We start from the raw sequence: 19,503 nt of genomic DNA, 5'->3' as shown, positions 1-19,503 counted from the left end.
GTTACGTTATGATGTATATATATATAGATAACACATATAGATAACAAAGGAAGCGTTGAACAGATCTATTTAGAGAAAGTTTATTATTTGTTGTAATAATAACGTAGAGAAATACGACCTTAACATTAGGGTGTTAAATATAGCTATCTTAGATGTTATGCTGGGAACTTTGTTTGATTGTACCAAAACTTGATGAGATGTCACAAGAGAATGTAAAGATATTGAAGATGTATTAACATCAAGTAAACTACCCTCGCCCTAAAGGACGTCAGTGAGAAAGATGAAAAGGCAAAGATTGATGTTTTAGCGCTGAAGAGAATTCTTGAGAATAGATGCTACGCTAGAGGGCTGATATAGAAATGAAATTATTAAGGAAAGTTGAAAAGAGTGTTGTAGGCCTTGACTCAATTAGTGTTTTCTTCAAGGTTTAACCGAGGAAAAAACGACAACATCTTATGGGCTCAATGTTAGTTAAGATATATAAACACATCTCCTTTTATTATATATTTTTTATTTATATCATATCTTTCTTCCTCTCCTATTGTCTATACAAATTGAGGTAAAGGGAGAGCAAAGTCTGGTCTTTCAAGGTTTTCAAATACTTTCAATTAAATGTTATATCGTGTCAGTTATGCAAGAAAAGAGTGTTCCAAATATAATATCTAAAACCTTTATTTCACTTCATATGAGTAAATTATTTCAACTCCCTCTTTCTCTAGTATGTTCTTAATTTCCCTTTCTACGTAATTTGCCACAACAAAGGCCTTCACTGGCTTCATGAATTTAGCTTCCAATAGCTTCCTCCTAATGAGAATCTGTTCTATAACTCCTTCATCAGCGAAATTCTTAACCTCAAATATGTAGACGTGGTCGTTAGTCTCGTAAAAGTCTATTTCAAATGATTTGCCTTTCTCAATTAAGCCCATCTCATCAACTACATTACCATGTCTAATTTTGCTAATATCAACATGGTGGAGCTTCAAAGCCTTCTTGTAAATGTTAAGTATAGTTTTCTCTAATCCTTTTCCTGCCCTGGAAGTAAAACTACCTATTTCCACGGATAGCTTCTTTTGTTCCTTCATTAGCCTAAGAAGGGCTTTAGAATGCTTCTTAACTGCCTCTTGTAATGAGGCAATAGCTTCTCCTTGCTTCTTAACTGCCTCTTGTAATGAGGCAATAGCTTCTCCTTGCTTCTTAACTGCCTCTTGTAATGAGGCAATAGCTTCTCCTTGCTTCTTAACTGCCTCTTGTAACGACTCTATTGCCTCGGTATGTTTATTAACGGTTTCTTGAAGAGACTTGACGGTTTCTTGTAATGAGGCAATAGCTTCTCCTTGCTTCTTAACTGCCTCTTGTAACGACTCTATTGCCTCGGTATGTTTATTAACGGTTTCTTGAAGAGACTTGACGGTTTCTTCAAGTGCTTTAATAGCGCTACTGTTTTCCTCTAATTTCTTTATTACGATTTCATCCTTCAGTTTATCGTAAACCTTATGTGCTAAGGCTGATATAAGCTCTGGATTCTTAAGGATCTCGTCAATTACCCTCTCTCCACTCATAGCTTAATATCTAACCTTAGCTTAATAAAAAATTATGAGACTAAAAACATAAAACTTAACAACGTGAAAAGGGACTATCCGTGTTAGCGTTTGGGGAAAAATAAATTATAAGCATATTAATCTCGAACCGCAGTATTACCTTTATGAAACCGGTTTTCATTATCATGGTAATTGCTATAGTGCTAGGAGCCTTAGGCGCAAGTTATATCTTCTTCCAACACGAAGGCAACTATTATTCCCCAGGTTCCACCTACGGCACTTTAGTTCACATCGATCAGGCAATCTCACTCATGAGATCTCCTCCTTCATACGCCCACGTATTTTCCAAGAATGACTCAATCGTGTTCACCTCCCATCAAATTGACCTTGTAGTCCTTACCATGGGACATAAGAGGGCTGAGAACCTAACTGGGATGAATGCAAGCGGTAACGTATTCGTAATCTACGGGTTGGTTAATCCTACACTTATCATGCCTAGCAACGCTCAAATCCACGTGAAGGTGATCAATCTTGACGCAGGAGATTATCACAACTTTGTTGTGACCTCCCAACCCCCGCCTTATCAGTATAACGTAATGATGGGGGGAATGCAGATGATGGGAGGAGGGAAAATGGATACTATGATGCAATATTTACCCCCAGCTGACTATAGCACCGAACAAGCTCATCAATATCAATACACTTTCACTCTAAATCAGGGTGAATTCTGGTACATTTGTACATTTCCTGGACACGCAGAGAATGGGATGGACAGTGAAATCGTTGTAGGTGAATGAAATGGAGAATTATCAGATTCTGGGATTGGTGGTATCGCTTCTCTTGATTCTAACCTTCTTTATTCATCCCTTCTTCAACGGAATGATGACTATGATGGGTGGCTTCGGCTACATGACCTTCTTCCCCATGTTCATCGGGATTCCGGCTCTAGTCTTAGGAATTGTGGGTTCATTAATAGACAATAGAGAGGCAGGGGGAATATTGCTTCTGATTGCAGCATTCCTATCCCTCCCAGCGTTCTTTGGGTTTTCTTCGGAATATCATTCGTCATCCTTCTTCTGGCTGGAATTTTCGCATTAACTAAGAGAAATTGATACCTCTCCTACATAACTCTTAATTTTGACGTTTAAATGACGAACTAGATTTTTGCGATCCATAAGACAATTCTCCTGATAACCATGAGCTGACCCAATTACAAAGGATATTAACTTTTTTACACTGACATGTACAAGTTGCTGAAAGAATCAGCTATTTCTTTTCATTTATTAAATTTTAATCCTTCAATGTTTTACTTTATTTCTTCATTTTATTGTCTTCTTTATTTCTTTTCATGAACCTTAAATGGAAGGGTTTCTAGACTCTGCTCTCTTCGAATTGACGTCTTTGTAACTCTTTTCATGGAGTAGAATTGGATTTCCACTCATTTTTTCTTCAATCTCTAGTAACCTCCCTTATCTTAACTAAAAAAGGAGAGAAATCCTTTTATACTCGTTTTTTCATACTCTTATTGAGCCTTCCACTGGAACAAGTCAAACTCCTTGCCCATACGTAAATTTCGTAACTATAAGGTTTTCCCTTGGTTTTACACCTTGAGATTTTAACCCCTTATTTTGTCTAGTTAACTGCTAGTTAACTATACCAAATATTACCCGAGTGAGGGAGACCCCTAACACCACGTTAACTCCACAGGAACAGGGGGTCTTCGTGATCTCTTCAGAATTTGAAAGTAATACGCGCCTGAGGTATTCCCAGGGTTTTTCCCTGTTTTGAGCTATCCCGCGTGTGAAAGAGATCGTAAGGAATAAAAACTGAAAAAAAGAGAGGAAAAAGAGGCGAATCTTCATATAGAGAGAAATTTCTCCTTCTCCTGTTCCTTAGCCCTCATTCCTTTCCTTCTCTACGATTGAGGAAAGTTAAGTGCTGTGTAATGGTTGAAGCTTTCTCCTTCTCCACAACTGCAGAACATGATATCAAAGGGTTGGAAACCATTCTCATTTCTCCTTCTCTATATCTCATGTTATCTTGGGCTTCGTTTTCATCAGTCTCTCTATCTTCCCTGATAGTCTGCGTCGATTTAGTGTATGAAGCCTAAACTCTGTGTGCAGAAGAGCGATACAAATCATTATACGCACGTATAAGGAGGATTATTTTTAACACCCTGAACAGTTTTACGATCTACTTTACCCTAAAATAAGGAGGATTTTCAGACCTTGAGCTAAGAGGTTCTAAAAAGGGAAGGGAAAAGTGACCTTTCGGGTGAGTTTTCGGCGACTGCATGGAAACGTGAGACCGTGTTTTGGCAGTCGCAAGAGATGTCCACACATACTGTTCCCAAGTTAGAGGCGAGCGGGGAACATGAGATCCGGCGTCTTTAGACACTGGGCGTTAGATTGTTTTTTGTCTCTTTACTTAGACGCATTATAGTAGGAGCTTTGCCATTGAGACCTAGAGACTTTCTCTCTATTTCCTAATGAAGTGTCGTGATGACCACGAGTAGCACGACTTGCAACAGTCGTGGATTGTGCAGAGATGCGAGTGTCTTGGGAGGGAGAAGTGGGTAACTTCCCGCTAGAAACATCTTGAGGTAAGCCTCAAAGGGAATCTAAGCTCTGATCGAGGATATCCTTCACACCTAGCTCAAACGCTATGTTGCTCCGCATTTGACAAGACTAAATTGTTTTTATTATCATTATCATTATTATTTTCTCTCAACTTCTATAAAAGAAGGGTTTCGATCTATAAAAAAGGGTTGATCTTTTTACCTAGGTCTACTTGTCGCATCACGACCTCTTTCGTCTCCTTTCTATGATAACTCCCAAGATCACTGTCACAACTAAGGAGACTCCCACTATTGCACCCAGATCCGTTAAGGAACTGGAGCCTGATTGAGATGTGCTCTGAGAGGAGCTTAGAGTAGAGCTTGCTGTCCCAACTGCAGGCTGTGTAGAACTTGTTGGCTCAACGGAGGATTGACTGATGGTGGACGTTGCGGATGACGTGTTTGGTTCTTTAACCGGTGCGGGTGGATTGTAAGAAAGGGGTGGATAGTCGTCAACGTTTATCGAGGATAACGGAGACGGGTTCAGTTTTCCCTCGCTTACGTACACTACCCCGTTGTCGGTCACATGAACGTTACTCGTGCTCTCCGCCGTGTCTGCTCCGAATGTATAGTACGACGGGAATGCTACCAAGTTACCTCCTTTTACGTAGAACAGCCCTAGCTCTCCTTTTAAGGCAGTGAAGTTAGTGTTTTCCCCGTTTGCTCCACCTCCCAGCACGAGCTCAGCGTCATAGAATGAACCCAATGGATAGAAGATTCCCGCTGGGGTGTACTCCGTCCCGTTTACGACGAATGATGCATCACTTGGAGCGCGGATTGAGACGTTGTCGAACCAGAACATTTCCCTCACGGGAGAGCCGTTTTCGAAAACCAGAAGACCGAAGCTAACAACTGGACCTGAATTACGGTTTACTACCTTCATTAGCAAATATCCTGCGAACGGGAACTTGTAGCTTAAAGCTATTGGATTCTTGTAATTACCGTAATATGCGTTATGACCTGTCCCTGTAACGAAACCTTCAGGAGACGTTATAGAGGAATTAGTAAGGGTAGCGTTATCTGTAGTCATGTTGAAGACATTATCATGCAGAACCACCACAGAGTAATTTGTAATGAACATCAGAACGTCTTGAGGCCAATAAACTGAACCATTATCGTATAAAACTGCGTTCAGCTGAAGCGATGAAGAGTAATCACTTACGTTAAAGGAGGATCCATTAGGGTTATAAGCGGATAATGAAGAAAAATTAAAATAGCCTGCTACCTCGGAGAAATTCAATGCATAAGTGGTAATTCGGGAACTATTAACGACTCCGTAAGACGCAATCCCCATGGGGAGCTGTCCCGGGACCCTTGTCAAATCTGTGAGGTAAGGGTTCACATAACTTGGAGTGATCTTGTAATAGAAGAACGCAGTGGCGGTTGAGGAGTGAGGGTTGGTTATGTTGAGGTAGTAAACACCGGGAGAGAGGTGAAGCGTGTATCCAAACGTGAGAGATGTGAAGTTCAGAGTTGCCGTTACTGGTGTAGAATTAAAAACTGTGGAACCGTTCCACAACGAGAAGGAAACGGACTGGTTACTCAGTCCCTCCAGCAACAGGCTGAATGGGGACCCCTCTGTTGAAAGGTGTAATAAAATAGAAGTATAACCATGTGCTGGGACCTGGACTTCCTCCTCGGCGAACTGGGTGGAGTTCACCAAAGATAGAGGGATAACTTGGGACGTCAAATTGAAGCCGACGGGCTGATAAGGAGAGTAAATTACAAGGTAATATACTCCGCTGTTCAACAGTGCAGCGTTTAGAACAACGCTCGAGTTCTGTTGATAAAGGTAGTGTTGACTCCCAGTAGTATTGAACAGCATAAATTGGTTCTGGGTCATCAAGTCGACGGTTACCGAAACGTTAGACAAGGACGCATAGACCACTGCGCTGGTCTGGTTCGTTTGTACCTCTATATACTCGAAGCCCCCTTGAGGCAGAGCGTACTCATACGGGTCATTTGAAGTCTGTACCTGAGCGTAGTCTAGATGAGAAAAAATCGGGATAACGGAGACCAACATCAAGGAAAGTAAAAATAATTTGTTTAATTTTATGCTACATGACATTGCTTATATAGAAGATAAGACATTTATAAACTTATACTCTATACCGCTAAAATCATGCAAGGAAAGGCCCATGAAGCAGAGACATAAAAGCCCTCGCTTCAAGTATCTGGAAGCTTACCTCGTCGTGACCTTCATATACTATATAAACTCTATGAATCTAAGGGCAACTCGCAGGTACTCCTCACCACTCGCTGGTGACCATGACCTAGTTTAGCAAGACCAGAAATCATACGAAAAGTATTGGTCACCCTGTCTAACACCCGCCTCTAACGTCAAAACTGAAATGAGTGGACTCCTCACCTACCACGTCAAGATAGATTCGAGGTTTGTCGAACCATTACGTACACTTTTTCCCTTCTCTCGTCCTGTCCATTACGTTTTTTCCCTTAATTCCGTGAGATACTAAGGTCACCGGTCCGCCCTGAGGAACCTAAAGGAGAGAAGGAGAGTAGGGATACACTGCAAGGAGGCAAGTGATTTTCCATTTCCCTGTTATGATAGTCTTTAAAACTATAATGATCATAAAGACTTCGTGTTATTTAAATTATCACTATTTATTATGCTACATTTAATCTCTTGCTAGATGTATTTCTCTAGACAATTTATAAAAATTTTTTGTATATTTTATACTGTTGCCGTATTACGATCATGGGGAATACCCCTGAAACTTTCTGCTCGCGGGCTATATCATGTGAGTGAAGATTTTATAGGAATAAATTTTGAACAATTACTTGAAACTGCGACTGATCTTCATCCAGTGGGGATGAAGTGTACTGGTAAACCTACAAGTATACTGGTTGATTAATTACCGCTTAAAATACTCGTTTCCTTCTCCAAGAAAAACGTCAACAAAAAAAGGTAATAAGGAGGTGACTTGGTGTAGAATGGAAGCAAAGTGGATGAAAAGTAACAGCTTGTTTAAGGAATCGAGGTTGTGCGAAAAGCCTACTTGAGATGGAGCCGTAACTCTCAACCAGTGTGGAGGATGAGACAATGATTATCTCTGAGATGAATTGAGCTTGCCCTGAGACCGGAGATTCCTAACATGAATGAAGGTATTCTTAACTAAGGGATAGGAAGTTCCTCACTTTTGCTCTATTTCAAGCTGATGTGATGTGAGGATGAAGTTAACCTACGAAAATCACCACGAGCACGCTACACATGAGGGGTATGGAGATGACTTATAACGGGTTTACTATATACGTGGAATATAGTTTCCTACTTACCGTGTAAGATTACTGCGATATCGACTCCTTTTCGACGACTATGACGGAAGATAGCTGAGAGTCTCCTTAATCCCATCAAGTCATTGATAAGTCAGGGGGAGTTTTATATTAGCTCCGTTAGTGTCTTTGAAGTGTTAATTGGAAGGATAGAGGAGAGGAAGGTTATGGACTTTCTATCGGCATTTAAAGTTCTAAATGTAAGCAAGAAGGATTCCATGATGGGATCAAGGATTTATAAAAGGCTCAGGGATAAGGGAAAGAATGTAGGGTCTTTTGATGTGTTACTTTCAGCGCAAGCAATGAATAGAGGTTTAACCATTGTTACTAAGGACACTGACTTCTTAAGGATAAGGGAGGAGCTTCATGACCTCAATCTAGTTATGATCACTGGATGACTTTTTCCTCCCTAAATATGAAATCAGTCATTATTAAGGGATAATAGTAGAATGATATTAAAAAGTTAGGATCTTCGGTATGTTGTTTAGGAATACGAGGACGCATGGACAGCGCGGCCAGGACTGTCACGGAGTAAGGTCTTCCTTGATAAGTTTCCAAGGTTTAATGGGTTAAGGTGAAGATGGCTTAGTGTATATCTTCACATTATTTCAAATGAATAATACAGTATAAATGGGTGTGTATTCAATAAATATTTCTGCTTCGCTTGGTTAGGTCCTGATTTCAGGCTCTGTCTACACAACCAAGTCAGCGTTATGGGTCATCCAAGCTTATAGCCTGACTGAGTATAGCCTGCTTAGTCTGACAGGGGAAGGACTTGGCTCTCACGGGTTCCCGAAGGTTTCACGGAGAAGAGAGACACCACGGAACACCTAGATGTATCCCTTTCTCTCTGGCTGTCATAAACGTCCTGAACTCACAGACAGCCAGCCGTGTGGGTTCACCTCTACGGGAGGAGTTACTCCTAGGAGGGGTTCACATCCACTCCATCTGTAGACCTCATTAACGTCGTATGTCTTGTCGCCGTGAATTCGTCACGTGTTTACCCTTGTGTTGGAGTTCCTTCACTGCGTTGACTGCAGACTTCACCTCGTTGGAGGTCACCTCTGTCTTCACTACCTCCAACTCAACCTCTCTCCTATTACTTCCGCCTTGAGGAAGCGTGAGTATATCTCCTTCCACCTGCGACCACGTATTGCCCACCACTGAAGGTGCTGATCCCGGTCTAGTCTGCGATCATCTCAACCTCGTCCTCAGTTTCCGGGAAGCGAATACCCATGTTCTTAATCCTCATCCTGACTGTGGAGTAGTCGCTAGCGGGGTGACCTCAGCTTAAGGGCAACGAAGACTCTTCACTACCCTGTAAGAAGGCATGGAGGAAGGCAAGGAAAGTGTTGAACTCCTTCGTCCTTGTAACACTTTTTATCGTCCCTGTTCTCCTGCAGTAACTCCCGTCAGTGTAAATATGTGGAAGGAAAACATGAGAACTACATTATGACTACGTTATCGTCGTACTTGCTCAAATCCCCAGTGCTCGGCGTGAAGAAAGACTTTACTTTGTCTGATCTGTCCCTCATGCCCAACACGTGATTAGACGTAGACAGTAAACGATGATGCTTCTCTGATTTTAAAGAGTTAGGACGACCTTCAGTGTGGAGCTTAAGCCCTTCGTCTCCGACTCTCCACTATTCGCTAGGTATATCTGCAAATTGAAAGCTCTGCCCTTTAACAAGTAGTTCATGAGAGTGTTAGGACTGGGGACCTCTTCCCCGGGAGAATCCCAGCGGGTTTTAGTTCTCATCGTCTAGACAGTTCTCTCTAGATAACACCAACGCTAGGGACCCCGCTTAACTTTATGTGTAGACAAGGAGGTGACGCTATCGTACCTCAGCACCGCCTTACCATGGCTAGGGAAGAACGTAATTAACGTCACCAAAAAATATCTGAGAAGGGAGTAATGAAGGGATATCTTCCTCTCACAAGCCTTCCGCCCTTTACCCATTAAAATCGTATTTAACGGTTAGATCGAGTTTATAAGCTTGATAAATTCACAAAGAAACTACTAGAACTTTTACCTCTTTTACGTCCTTGAGCTCATGGTCGCTAGTTACTGCAACTCCTTTAATATGTTTAGCTGATGCTAAAAGGAAAGAGTCCCCCAGAGAAAGGTTATACCTAATTTTCAACTTAGCAGAAGTAGTAATTATATCATCTTTATTTACATCAATCAGTTTAAAGGAGTTTCTTATGATACTGTATTTGAATAGTCCTTCTTTCCATCCTTTAGCTCTGGCGTAAGCATAAAGGAACTCTGTGAGATTTACAGAATTAACGTAAACTTCACTATTTTCTATTATCTCCTTCAGTTTCTCATTCCCATAGAAATATAGCATAATTGCCGATGCGTCAAGCATTACTTTTCTCACGTTCTTTTCTCCTCTCTTCCTCTAAAATTTTTAGAGCATCTATAGCACCTTTATCGCTTCCGAAATATTTTTCAATAGTCTGCATAGGAAATATATAAATACCTTTATCGTCGACTATAACGTTTACCTCGTCACCCTCTTTTATGTTGAACTTATCTCTAATCTCTTTGGGTATTACCGTAATCCCCTTTTTATGAACTTTTAACCTATACATAGAGACATATTCCACACTATGACATTTAAGTTTAACTTTACGTGACGATAAGTTTAACAATACCTCTTATATTTATCTATGATTGTGTTCTTAAAGGGATATTGAAAATCCGGACCGTTTACGGCCAATCACGAATCCAGTTTATTTAAAGTGACGTAACAAATTTAATTTAACGTTGAAGCGTAGGCGAGGTAGAGGTTTACGTTCAGCAGTTTACTTTATTCGTAAAATATACTCGCAAAAGAAACTTGAACCGCCTTAATCCTCCTGAGTTATCTTCTTGTCCTAGTCCCTGTACAAAATGTGAATGTGTATGTCAAAATTTTTCCTCGTCACCTTTCTAGAAGCACATGAACACAAGGCATCCGAGGAGAGGGACTTGTAAGGCAAACGTTAGGCCTAAAACTGAGGCTCGATAGCGTACAAGCACTTCCCTCAAAACACCAGTAATTTCAATATTAAGGTGGGTGAAGACATCCTTCACTGATAGAATCTCTTACTAAGGTGGATGAAATTGTTGGACAGACCCCTTCAAGGTAGGAAGAGATGTAGGAATCCTGGTAGTTGAATTTTTTAAAATTGTTTTAACATATATCTGTTTCCTTCTGCTAATTGGTCCATCCAGTGTTCGAAGATGTAGAAGGGGAACGTTAAACTTGTATACAGTCACCACGTCCTCGTCGCACTCCAATCCCTAGTGTACTTCTTTCCCATAGGTAATACTTTATAATTGCTTAAAATTTTTGTATAATTCTGAAGCGACTTACAACGCAGATGAGTTAGTAAACCATATATACTTTATAACAAAGTAATGTCAGAAACAATAAGGGTATCAAAGGAAGTAAAAAGGGAGTTGATTAAGATTATGGGTGAGCTGCAGATAGAGAGAGGGGAGAAAGTAGACTTTAACGACGTAATAGAGTTCTTACTTTCTCTATGTAGAAGGAAGAACCCAGAGGTCTTAAGAAGTCTAGTAGGAACCTTGCCTAACCTTTCTGTAGAGGAACTTGAGGAAGAGAAGACGAAGGAAATTGAACACGAAAAAGAGGATGGTATTTGATTCTGGAGTAACTATTGACATGCTGTCAGGAAGTGATGAAGGCAAAAAAGTAGAAAATTACATAGAAGATAACTTGGACGAAGTAATAATAAACGAATTAAACGTTGAGGAGATAAAGTATGTAGTTTGTAAGAAAAGTAACGAAAAGAGAGCTGAAGAGGTTGAAAATATGCTCAAAACATCAGGATATTTTACAATATTCCCATTTTCCAGTATAAGGGGAGAAGTCTATAAAATAAAATGCAAATATCCCATATCTTTGGCTGACGCGAGCAGTGTTGCGACAGCTAAGATATCTGGTCTACCAGTTTTATTTAGGAGGGAGAAAGAGATTGAGCCGTTTAAGGTGGAACTAAACGTGACTTTTGTCAATGAAATACATTAAATAAATATTCAATTAAATAACATCCTTAGATATTTTTAGATTATAAAGTATTATTTCAAGATTCTCTTTTCCGCTTCTATCTTATACTTCCCTTCTATAAATTTCTGCGATTCAAACCTTGACTTATTTCTAATTCTCTTTACCCCTCATTTTAGACCCTTATAAGAATGGGTGTTCAAGGGGAAACCTAGCCCCTCTGAGGTGGGGATGGATAACCCCCTTTTAAATGTCGGTTCGTAGTCAGTCTACCAATGACAGTGATCGACGGGGTAAGCGTCACCGAGACCGGTTGAAGCGATGGTTCACGAAGTACGCCTCAGCCCTATCCGAAGGCCCTTCGTGGGCACCAGGAGAACTGGAGCAGGATAGATAGGGATGAGAGCCATCCTTAGAGCTTGTGGAGCTCCGCCATCTACCCTCTTGGGACAAGGTACGGCAATGAAGCCACGTCCGTGAGGGCGAGGTAGTTCACGAAGTAATGATACTATTAACAACTTAGTATTACCTCGCTATAATCTACTGAATAAGACGAATATATTAGAATATTTCTTTATTTTTTAAATATAACCTTATCAAAAAGAGTATTTATTAAAATTCTGCATTAACTTTCTCCTTCAATTCTTTATCATTTGATATAATCTCTAATTTGTTCTCTAATGCTGTTGTAACATGAATAGAATCTTCAACATCTATATTGTATTTTTTAACATTTTCAATAATTTTACTCCAATCAGGGAGATCTAAATATTCTACCCCTAAAGACTCAAGGGCCTTAATCACTAGTCTGACGAAACTGTCGTCTCTTATTGATTTTTGAAGTATTTTACTTAACACTATAATTAGCAAAAAAGGAGTTATAACGGAAGTGTACTTATCTCCAGTAACGCTAAGCCACTTCTTTGCGCTTTCACCATATACTTTATCGCCAGTTAGATAATATACAAAAACATTTATGTCGAAATATTTTCCCTTATTCATCATTCAATAGTACCTCAGCTAACTCATCCTTCAGCAGGTTATCTATATCTATATCTCCTAAATCTTTCCTAAATATGCCATAATATTTATTAATATCTATCACAATGGGATCCAAAATAATTTTAGAACCATCTATCTTCAACTTGAATTTCTTGCTTCTAATTAAGCCTCTCACTTCTTTAGGTATAGTAATTCTGCCTCTATCATCTATTGTTATTATAAATTCGTTATCCATGTTACCCATCTAACAACCCATAAATATAAACTTTTCTTTTGTGCATAGTTAGTGCGTCTCTTCACATTATCTCAAATAAATAATGTACTCGAACTCACAGCTGGACTACTACGCAACATAAGATGAAGTTATTCAATAAATATTTCTGCCTCCCTTGGTTAGGTCCTAATTTCAGGCTCTGTCTACACAAACAGGTCAGCATTGCGGGTCATCCAAGTGTACAGCCTGATTAAGTATCAAGTTCTTGATTTGACAGGGAATTCCCTCGGGCGCGGAAGGTAACGGGGGATTATTAACGCTTAAGGGATCAACGTTAAGTTTTCACAGTGTAGTCCTTTCCTTTCTATTTTCCCTTCTTCTTTCAATCTATTGGGGTATAAGCTAAATGATAGCTCACCAAAACGTGTTTAAGCAGGGGTCTTGTGCACACCTCTGTCCCCGCGACCCTTAGGACACGCAAGATGTTCACTCAGGATCAGGTCTAGACGACAGTTGGAGCTCCTCCTTTTACCTTACTTCGGTATGGGCGAGGTGAGACCCCATTGTCCTCTCCTGTCCTCTCCCAGAGCACCTTTGTCCCTCATTTCGGGGAAGTTACCCCGATAGTGCAACTTTAACCGCGTACAGGAAGACTTTGTCCCCACGCGTGGTGACCGGGACCTGCGATGCGATGAAGGATGAGACCTCATTGACGTTGACGCCTAGAACTCCTCCCACAGGTCTATGAACTTCTTGTACCAGCCCTCATACTCCTCCCTGGTCACCACGTGGAACTCGAACGGGTCGCCCAAGCCCAACTCCCTCTCTATCGTGACCTGGACGTCCACCTTGTCCCAAGACGTCTTGGCCTTGTCAGTTATGACCAAGACGTCGACGTCGCTGTCGTCCCTGAAGTCTCCCCTTGCGACCGATCCGAAGAGGATGACCCTACATTGAGGGTCCACTTTCTCGACACAGACCTCCTTGATTAGGCCCACGTAATGCCTGGCGTTCACCAAGTAACTCCTCCTCTCCTCCCATTTCCTTTTAAGATATTCCCAGCTCAGTGAAGACCACCTCTACTACCCTCAGGGCCCTCTCCACGGCTCCCCTGTCGTAACTCGAGGGGAAGTACCTCGAGGCTATGTATGCTTGTTTCAGCAAGTCAAGGGTGGAGATCTCCGAAGTCAGGGTCTCCTCAAGCCTCTTGTTCCCAGTGAGCTCCGAGACTCTCCTCAGCAAGTCCACTACGTCGTGGGTCTTAGGAAAGGAACCCGTGGTAGACACAAGGGAGTACTTCAACCCCAGCTGCAGTGCCTGCTCCAGCGAGAAGAGAGACAAGTTGTACTTCCCCTCGGTCAGCAAACGCTTGCCCAGGTCAAAGAAGTCCAAAGCGTTGTTCTTCAGGAACTCCATAATAGGAGATGGATGACGGGCAATTAAGGCTTTGTGTGGCCTTAAAGGTGGCCTCTCCGCGTCCACCGAATTCGTCTTCCGCGTTCTTGTCTTCGGTCAGCTGAGCCTTCCGCTTGATCTTTACGTCTTGCTCAAGGACGTCTTGAGGAGTCACACCTGCTCGCCCTCCTCCCGTTCCCCCGAGTTTACACTAGATTTCAAGATTTTTTCTATATAATTTCATGATAGTTAATGACAACGTAAATTTATTTCGTCACGATAATTTTTGGTCTACTGCAATGGAGGTCTTCTCCCTACTCCCGTTTCATACTTTCCCTGTCACGTTTCCCATCACTCCTCGTCCTTGAAGGTGGAAATGAGCGCGAGGGATACCATCGGTCCAAGGGATAGGCTTAGGATAGCCAATTCGGGATCCCCGAGAGATATGATGGCCCCACCACGAGGGGAGCTATCATGGAGCCCACCTGAGAGACCGCGTTAGCTAGGCCCATCGACGTCCCGGCGTTCTCCCTGTTCATCCTCACTATTATGGAGTCCGTAGGTGGCCTGTAGAGGAAAGATGAGACCCCGAGGATCGGGCTCACCGCGTACAGCAAGGGGAAGTACCTGAGGAAGGACACGAGAGTCAGGGACACCACGAAGGTCACCAAGGATACCCTGACCGTGGTGACGTCCCTCCTCAAGGACAGCCTGTTGATAAAAACAGACGCTACCTGACCGATGGCGTATAACACGAAGAGCACCTCAGACTCCCCCTCTGGGACCCAGTCGTACAACACCAGGAAGGGGAAAAGCCAAGAGGACGTGCCCCACGTACCCCACATCTCTCCTCCACTTATTGCAGAGACCTTAGCCATGGTCCTGTTGAAGACGTTCTTACCCTTCCCTCCCCTCCTCACCTCCACCTTCAAGAGCTATGATGAGATAGCAGTGGCCAACAGTCCCAGGGTAAGCAACACGTAGAACTCCCTCCAGTTAGAGAGTACCAACCCTGATGTCGATATCACTAGGAGGACCACGGGCGCTGCGCTCTCCAGCACAGCCAAGTAGGGAGTCATGGGCCCGTTCAGAGAGGAGACTATCTTCACTGAAGAAGGGAAGAGCCCCGCAGCGAGGAGTCCCTCAATCAGGTAGACCGCGCAAAGTTGGACGACGTTGTTGGCTACCAGTACCCCTAGCAGGGCTATCCCTGACGCCGTCGCGGAGAGTGTGATCACTTTGTTGGGGCCTATCCTGTCTATGAGCATGCCCCACGGGACTGAGGCGACCACGTACCCGACATAGGAGAGAGAGGACCGTACCTATCTCCACGGAGTTCATGTGGAGAGAGTAAGCGGACGCTACAGCTACTACCCCCCAGCTGAGCCTCAGGGCTAACTGTAGGAACGTTGCTGTCCAGCTTAGCCCCAAGTACTTCATGAGGACTTTTCCCCGTCCATATTTAAAGGTCTTTCGCGGGTCAGAGACTGTGAAACTCTAATTATTGTAAATTACTGTTAGAATCACTTTATGTATATATATTATTATAAATATTAATTTAGAGTTAAACAGATCATTATTCTCAATAGCTGGTGAAACCAAGTTCCCGAGAGTAGGGGTCATGTCCCGCTGTACGCGTCGAGGAGGAGAAACGTCCCTACCACCCAGTGTGTTTTCGTCAACCCTCGCTGCTTTCTGGGCTACCTCACTCCCTTCCCTTAAAGACTGAGGAAGAGAATGAGCCTGACGTGTTCCCTTTCTTCGGTCCTTAATCGTTTAAGAAGTCCGCTCAATATTACGTGTTAGGTGTTCTCCTATGACCAATTCTTTGAGAAGAGCGTTACGAGAGTGAACTATTATTTTATGAAAGTATAGGAAAAAGAGTTAAGATTAACATAGTATACTATTTAAAAATATTGCTAGAACTTTATTATATAAAATGAATATAGAAAAGAGGAAATTCCCATGACTGAAATCTCGAATGAATTTTTTCCTTTTCCTGAACTTTCAGATCCGGTTTATTCATAGAATTAATAAACGAGGAAGTTCGAGTCTCCTTGCGACCAAAACGAAATCATTTCGTGAGTTTTACATTTATAAATAGGTGGATGTCTTTCAATTAGTGAAAAACATCATGCGACCGGCGTAGGACGTCTTGAGGGGAGGGGGAAAGGTCGGATGGAGAGTGGACGGAGGAGACGTAAAGTTTATAGGGGGGAAAGGAGAAGATAATTGTAGAAGTAAATAAAACATTCAGTTGAACCCATAAAGGGATTGAAAGATATATAAATTCCATTGTTATTAACAAGTTAGTATTACATATGGTTGAACCCATAAAGGGATTGAAAGTGTATTTATCCCCTTCTTGCAAGGGGATTATTGCCGTGTGTTGAACCCATAAAGGGATTGAAAGAGTCAATAAATATAAGGAAACGCTTAACGAAGTCAATAAGTTGAACCCATAAAGGGATTGAAAGTCTATTATCTTTACTTCCTCCCCTGGCGTCATGTTCGCTGTTGAACCCATAAAGGGATTGAAAGAACACCGTGGACACGCCATCACCATGTTCACGATGAAAAAGTTGAACCCATAAAGGGATTGAAAGGTAATAGGCATAGGTGAGTGACATGATAAAACCAGTTGAACCCATAAAGGGATTGAAAGTTTCTTAAAAAGTGACGATGAAAAGATAATATTTGCCACGTTGAACCCATAAAGGGATTGAAAGAGATGTACTATCCTTCACAGTGCCGTTAACTAATAAGGTTGAACCCATAAAGGGATTGAAAGATACATTACTTGAATCTATATCGAATTATGTAACAAATATGTTGAACCCATAAAGGGATTGAAAGGTTGCTCTATCATCATAAACCCTTTATCCGATATCCTAGTAGGTTGAACCCATAAAGGGATTGAAAGGAAAGGTCTCTAGTCATTTTAGGGGCTAGAGGAGACGCTGTTGAACCCATAAAGGGATTGAAAGTGACATATCTAGTTCAAGTTGAACACTGCATTTCTGTTGAACCCATAAAGGGATTGAAAGTCCAGTTTATCGTTATAATTTAGAACCATCATTAAAGGTTGAACCCATAAAGGGATTGAAAGGTTTAGTCTCATTACCTCTAGTTTCTACCCTTATTTTCGTTGAACCCATAAAGGGATTGAAAGGAAGCTTTAACCGGAAAGCTCAAATACTCTAGCGTAGTTGAACCCATAAAGGGATTGAAAGATGTTTACCCAAAATGAAAGAGAAAACCGACACGATACCTGTTGAACCCATAAAGGGATTGAAAGATAGGAAAGAGAAAACACCTAAACCAAGTTGTTTAAATACGTTGAACCCATAAAGGGATTGAAAGCAAAACTACAGCGTCAACATACCTCAGGATCTGCAACTCCTGTTGAACCCATAAAGGGATTGAAAGTTATCTCTCGTCCTAAACCTCCAAATAACGCTTCGTGTTGAACCCATAAAGGGATTGAAAGTATACTCCCCTCATTCCATGTATCCCGCATGTTTCTTTGTTGAACCCATAAAGGGATTGAAAGATAATTACAGGTCTTGAAGTCGCTAGTTGTTTGACGGCTTGTTGAACCCAGAAAGGGATTGAAAGTCGCTAATTCGTTAATAGCATCTTGCAATTCTTTTTCATGTTGAACCCAGAAAGGGATTGAAAGGTACCTTTGAATCCATGTCAGCCTTGACTTGGGTAATTATGTTGAACCCATAAAGGGATTGAAAGATTCTTACCACACAGTATACCCTTGTATCGTGCTTGTATGTTGAACCCAGAAAGGGATTGAAAGTATTTCGAGAGTGCCATGCTTGTCATACGAAAGGAAATTGTTGAACCCAGAAAGGGATTGAAAGCTTGTGATGCCAAGCCCTCTTCCCTCGAGGGTCACTTCCAGGTTGAACCCAGAAAGGGATTGAAAGAACTCTGGGTCGTCTGTCTCGTTGATACATACGTCATGTTGAACCCAGAAAAGGATTGAAAAAAATTTGGAGTAACGTTACTGATTTTATTAAAAAGACTAGTTGAACCTAGAAAGAGGTGAGGCTGTCTCGTTTTCAGGAACGCGACCTTAGCCAGTTCCATCTTAATAGGTGCTGATAGGTAAGTCGTTCTGAAACGTAAAGGTTCTCTGCTGTCAGGCAAGACTCTATTTAGGAAATATTTACCCTAAATACCTCTGTTCCCCGTTAATGGCTTGCCGGGGATACTGACGTGGATGTAACCCAGAGAGACAAGTACGTTTTCCGAGGACAGCGCCCAGACGAGCTTAAAAGTCGTTGAACAGAGAATATTTCATGGCAACTCTACCACTTCAGGACGTGATAGGGGTAGTTCTAATAATAATCGTCTCGTCTATCTCGTTATACCTTTCTGTCCAGTTGATTAAGGAGTTGAAGGGGGACTGGAAGTCAAGGGTGAACAGTGAGCCAAACGAGAGGGTCTGGTTGCTACTGGAATAGTCTAGCAGTAGGGTAGGGGTTGAGTGAAGCTTGGAGAAAAACCTCCTCATTATAAAACGGACGAAATTTTTTATGGCAATATAGAATAAAACATTAGATCGCGGGAATGCTGCTGACCGCAAGAATACTACTAAACTGTTACATAGCCTCATAAGAGCCCTGAATTAAGCGACACGCCTAACGGCGGACAGGGACGGAGAGCCCTCCATACCCGTCATTTCAGTCCAGGAGAAAAAAGAAACGCTAACCAAATTCATCATGCGTGGAGCCCCCAGTACTCTGCTTCAAAATCTCCTGAACCTCCGATGTAGAGGCTGATGACCGCGTTGTAATATTGCCCTTTCACGAAGTCGGCACTGGCGTTCGGTTGTACGAACACACTGGCGTAATCGTTATTTGGATTGGCATAATTATTTTCTTGAACCCTCACTATATGACCGTTCTCGTAGATGAAATTGAACCGTACATGGACCCCATTAGGTCCGGTGACGATTATGTAAGACGGTTCCACTTCGGTGAATGTGCCGTGGTTGTAGAAGAAGCCTTGGTTCCCTATGTCAAACCACGAGACGTTGGTTATAGGATAGATGGTCTTGTTCTCCGGGATGATGAACGCCCAATCAAGGCCGTAGTCGTAGAGCTTCACGACGGTTAAGTTGGTCTCATAAGTGTAGGTCGTGTACGTAGAGGTGAACGTGATAGGAGACCCTTTCGACGTGCCGGTTTCAGGCATGGACTGGGTAGAACGCGGGGGGGGCGTAAGGACACCCCTTTCATAAAGGACCAGCCCTGCCTCTATAATCACGATTACAACTACGATTACAGTTAAGACTCCTCTACTCATTCTAAATTCACTTATGGGGAAATAGAATTTGGAAATATTTAAAAATATTTTTTGTTTCTACTCTATCACACTTTGTCGTACCTTGAAGCCAAAGCAGGCATG

Annotated in this window: 20 protein-coding genes, 2 pseudogenes and 1 CRISPR repeat array; of the genes and pseudogenes, 8 read left to right on the top strand and 14 right to left on the bottom strand. The window is 42.0% G+C overall.

Features of this window, described 5'->3' with window-relative positions:
• Window positions 1-671: 671 nt before the first annotated feature.
• The gene (locus tag IC007_RS02640) at window positions 672-1,559 is read right to left on the bottom strand and encodes a coiled-coil domain-containing protein (protein ID WP_054846024.1); all 888 of its coding nucleotides are present in this window, start codon (window positions 1,557-1,559) and stop codon (window positions 672-674) included.
• Window positions 1,560-1,702: 143 nt separating this feature from the next.
• On the opposite strand from IC007_RS02640, the gene IC007_RS02635 reads away from it, so the two are divergent.
• Window positions 1,703-2,335, top strand: coding sequence for a sulfocyanin-like copper-binding protein (locus IC007_RS02635; RefSeq protein WP_149528310.1), 633 nt, complete (start codon window positions 1,703-1,705; stop codon window positions 2,333-2,335).
• Window position 2,336: 1 nt separating this feature from the next.
• Complete coding sequence (locus IC007_RS02630; RefSeq protein ID WP_232048984.1) at window positions 2,337-2,636, top strand: hypothetical protein; 300 nt, start codon at window positions 2,337-2,339, stop codon at window positions 2,634-2,636.
• Window positions 2,637-4,336: 1,700 nt separating this feature from the next.
• On the opposite strand, the gene IC007_RS02625 is transcribed toward IC007_RS02630, so the two are convergent.
• Entirely contained in the window at window positions 4,337-6,223 is a 1,887-nt protein-coding gene (locus IC007_RS02625; RefSeq protein ID WP_084739771.1) for a thermopsin family protease, read from the bottom strand.
• A gap of 70 nt (window positions 6,224-6,293) precedes the next feature.
• On the opposite strand from IC007_RS02625, the gene IC007_RS13205 reads away from it, so the two are divergent.
• Complete coding sequence (locus IC007_RS13205; RefSeq protein WP_156303766.1) at window positions 6,294-6,437, top strand: hypothetical protein; 144 nt, start codon at window positions 6,294-6,296, stop codon at window positions 6,435-6,437.
• Window positions 6,438-7,532: 1,095 nt separating this feature from the next.
• Entirely contained in the window at window positions 7,533-7,844 is a 312-nt protein-coding gene (locus IC007_RS02620; protein WP_256202595.1) for a type II toxin-antitoxin system VapC family toxin, read from the top strand.
• A gap of 562 nt (window positions 7,845-8,406) precedes the next feature.
• Here IC007_RS02620 and IC007_RS02615 read toward each other — a convergent pair.
• Entirely contained in the window at window positions 8,407-8,586 is a 180-nt protein-coding gene (locus tag IC007_RS02615; RefSeq protein WP_054846030.1) for a hypothetical protein, read from the bottom strand.
• A 285-nt stretch (window positions 8,587-8,871) separates the two neighbouring features.
• On the opposite strand from IC007_RS02615, the gene IC007_RS14020 reads away from it, so the two are divergent.
• Window positions 8,872-8,994, top strand: coding sequence for a hypothetical protein (locus tag IC007_RS14020; protein ID WP_269472355.1), 123 nt, complete (start codon window positions 8,872-8,874; stop codon window positions 8,992-8,994).
• 458 nt (window positions 8,995-9,452) lie between these two features.
• Here the strand turns inward: IC007_RS14020 and IC007_RS02610 are convergent, their stop codons facing one another.
• The 3 genes and pseudogenes from IC007_RS02610 to IC007_RS13645 all read right to left on the bottom strand — a co-directional run.
• The gene (locus tag IC007_RS02610) at window positions 9,453-9,830 is read right to left on the bottom strand and encodes a type II toxin-antitoxin system VapC family toxin (RefSeq protein ID WP_232048982.1); all 378 of its coding nucleotides are present in this window, start codon (window positions 9,828-9,830) and stop codon (window positions 9,453-9,455) included.
• Window positions 9,811-10,044 (bottom strand): AbrB/MazE/SpoVT family DNA-binding domain-containing protein, encoded by a 234-nt coding sequence (locus tag IC007_RS02605; protein ID WP_054846032.1) that lies wholly within the window; start codon window positions 10,042-10,044, stop codon window positions 9,811-9,813. Before IC007_RS02605 ends, IC007_RS02610 begins: the two co-directional genes overlap by 20 nt.
• Before the next feature lie 594 nt (window positions 10,045-10,638).
• Window positions 10,639-10,758 (bottom strand): annotated as a pseudogene (locus tag IC007_RS13645) (IS5/IS1182 family transposase); the annotation flags it as partial.
• A gap of 97 nt (window positions 10,759-10,855) precedes the next feature.
• On the opposite strand from IC007_RS13645, the gene IC007_RS02600 reads away from it, so the two are divergent.
• Together IC007_RS02600 and IC007_RS02595 are read left to right on the top strand one after the other, a co-directional pair.
• On the top strand, window positions 10,856-11,104 hold the full coding sequence (locus IC007_RS02600; RefSeq protein WP_054846033.1) for a hypothetical protein: 249 nt from the start codon (window positions 10,856-10,858) through the stop codon (window positions 11,102-11,104).
• Window positions 11,076-11,489, top strand: a complete 414-nt coding sequence (locus IC007_RS02595) for a PIN domain-containing protein (protein ID WP_054846034.1) — start codon at window positions 11,076-11,078, stop codon at window positions 11,487-11,489. The genes IC007_RS02600 and IC007_RS02595 overlap by 29 nt, the downstream gene beginning before the upstream one ends.
• Window positions 11,490-11,791: 302 nt before the next feature.
• On the opposite strand, the gene IC007_RS02590 is transcribed toward IC007_RS02595, so the two are convergent.
• The 7 genes and pseudogenes from IC007_RS02590 to IC007_RS02560 all read right to left on the bottom strand — a co-directional run.
• The gene (locus IC007_RS02590; protein ID WP_149528309.1) at window positions 11,792-11,983 is read right to left on the bottom strand and encodes a hypothetical protein; all 192 of its coding nucleotides are present in this window, start codon (window positions 11,981-11,983) and stop codon (window positions 11,792-11,794) included.
• Window positions 11,984-12,077: 94 nt separating this feature from the next.
• Window positions 12,078-12,470 (bottom strand): type II toxin-antitoxin system VapC family toxin, encoded by a 393-nt coding sequence (locus IC007_RS02585; RefSeq protein ID WP_054846035.1) that lies wholly within the window; start codon window positions 12,468-12,470, stop codon window positions 12,078-12,080.
• Window positions 12,460-12,702, bottom strand: a complete 243-nt coding sequence (locus tag IC007_RS02580) for a hypothetical protein (protein WP_054846070.1) — start codon at window positions 12,700-12,702, stop codon at window positions 12,460-12,462. Before IC007_RS02580 ends, IC007_RS02585 begins: the two co-directional genes overlap by 11 nt.
• A gap of 701 nt (window positions 12,703-13,403) precedes the next feature.
• Window positions 13,404-13,697, bottom strand: a complete 294-nt coding sequence (locus IC007_RS02575; RefSeq protein WP_232049038.1) for a nucleotidyltransferase domain-containing protein — start codon at window positions 13,695-13,697, stop codon at window positions 13,404-13,406.
• A 31-nt stretch (window positions 13,698-13,728) separates the two neighbouring features.
• Entirely contained in the window at window positions 13,729-14,097 is a 369-nt protein-coding gene (locus IC007_RS02570; RefSeq protein ID WP_054846037.1) for a HEPN domain-containing protein, read from the bottom strand.
• 392 nt (window positions 14,098-14,489) lie between these two features.
• The gene (locus tag IC007_RS02565) at window positions 14,490-15,002 is read right to left on the bottom strand and encodes an MFS transporter (protein WP_054846038.1); all 513 of its coding nucleotides are present in this window, start codon (window positions 15,000-15,002) and stop codon (window positions 14,490-14,492) included.
• Window positions 15,003-15,011: 9 nt separating this feature from the next.
• Window positions 15,012-15,377, bottom strand: a pseudogene (locus IC007_RS02560) (MFS transporter); the annotation flags it as partial.
• 955 nt (window positions 15,378-16,332) lie between these two features.
• A CRISPR array of direct repeats spans window positions 16,333-18,079; the repeat unit is 25 nt; unit sequence GTTGAACCCATAAAGGGATTGAAAG.
• Window positions 18,080-18,392: 313 nt separating this feature from the next.
• On the opposite strand from IC007_RS02560, the gene IC007_RS13190 reads away from it, so the two are divergent.
• A complete protein-coding gene (locus IC007_RS13190) occupies window positions 18,393-18,557 on the top strand; it encodes a hypothetical protein (protein ID WP_156303770.1) in 165 nt (54 codons plus the stop codon).
• A gap of 256 nt (window positions 18,558-18,813) precedes the next feature.
• On the opposite strand, the gene IC007_RS02555 is transcribed toward IC007_RS13190, so the two are convergent.
• Window positions 18,814-19,401, bottom strand: coding sequence for a hypothetical protein (locus IC007_RS02555; RefSeq protein ID WP_054846042.1), 588 nt, complete (start codon window positions 19,399-19,401; stop codon window positions 18,814-18,816).
• Window positions 19,402-19,503: the final 102 nt, after the last annotated feature.

The organism is Sulfuracidifex tepidarius (assembly GCF_008326425.1).
Classification (GTDB): Archaea; Thermoproteota; Thermoprotei_A; order Sulfolobales; family Sulfolobaceae; genus Sulfuracidifex; species Sulfuracidifex tepidarius.
Note: the sequence above shows the minus strand (reverse complement) of the source record. Positions and strands in the feature narration are given on the sequence as shown.

Coding starts and splice junctions, on each gene's coding strand:
- IC007_RS02640 (WP_054846024.1), bottom strand. CDS start 1,559: ATGAGTGGAGAGAGGGTAATTGACGAGATCCTTAAGAATCCAGAGCTT.
- IC007_RS02635 (WP_149528310.1), top strand. CDS start 1,703: ATGAAACCGGTTTTCATTATCATGGTAATTGCTATAGTGCTAGGAGCC.
- IC007_RS02630 (WP_232048984.1), top strand. CDS start 2,337: ATGGAGAATTATCAGATTCTGGGATTGGTGGTATCGCTTCTCTTGATT.
- IC007_RS02625 (WP_084739771.1), bottom strand. CDS start 6,223: ATGTCATGTAGCATAAAATTAAACAAATTATTTTTACTTTCCTTGATG.
- IC007_RS13205 (WP_156303766.1), top strand. CDS start 6,294: ATGAAGCAGAGACATAAAAGCCCTCGCTTCAAGTATCTGGAAGCTTAC.
- IC007_RS02605 (WP_054846032.1), bottom strand. CDS start 10,044: ATGTATAGGTTAAAAGTTCATAAAAAGGGGATTACGGTAATACCCAAA.
- IC007_RS02600 (WP_054846033.1), top strand. CDS start 10,856: ATGTCAGAAACAATAAGGGTATCAAAGGAAGTAAAAAGGGAGTTGATT.
- IC007_RS02585 (WP_054846035.1), bottom strand. CDS start 12,470: ATGATGAATAAGGGAAAATATTTCGACATAAATGTTTTTGTATATTAT.
- IC007_RS02580 (WP_054846070.1), bottom strand. CDS start 12,702: ATGGATAACGAATTTATAATAACAATAGATGATAGAGGCAGAATTACT.
- IC007_RS02570 (WP_054846037.1), bottom strand. CDS start 14,097: ATGGAGTTCCTGAAGAACAACGCTTTGGACTTCTTTGACCTGGGCAAG.
- IC007_RS13190 (WP_156303770.1), top strand. CDS start 18,393: ATGGCAACTCTACCACTTCAGGACGTGATAGGGGTAGTTCTAATAATA.
- IC007_RS02555 (WP_054846042.1), bottom strand. CDS start 19,401: ATGAGTAGAGGAGTCTTAACTGTAATCGTAGTTGTAATCGTGATTATA.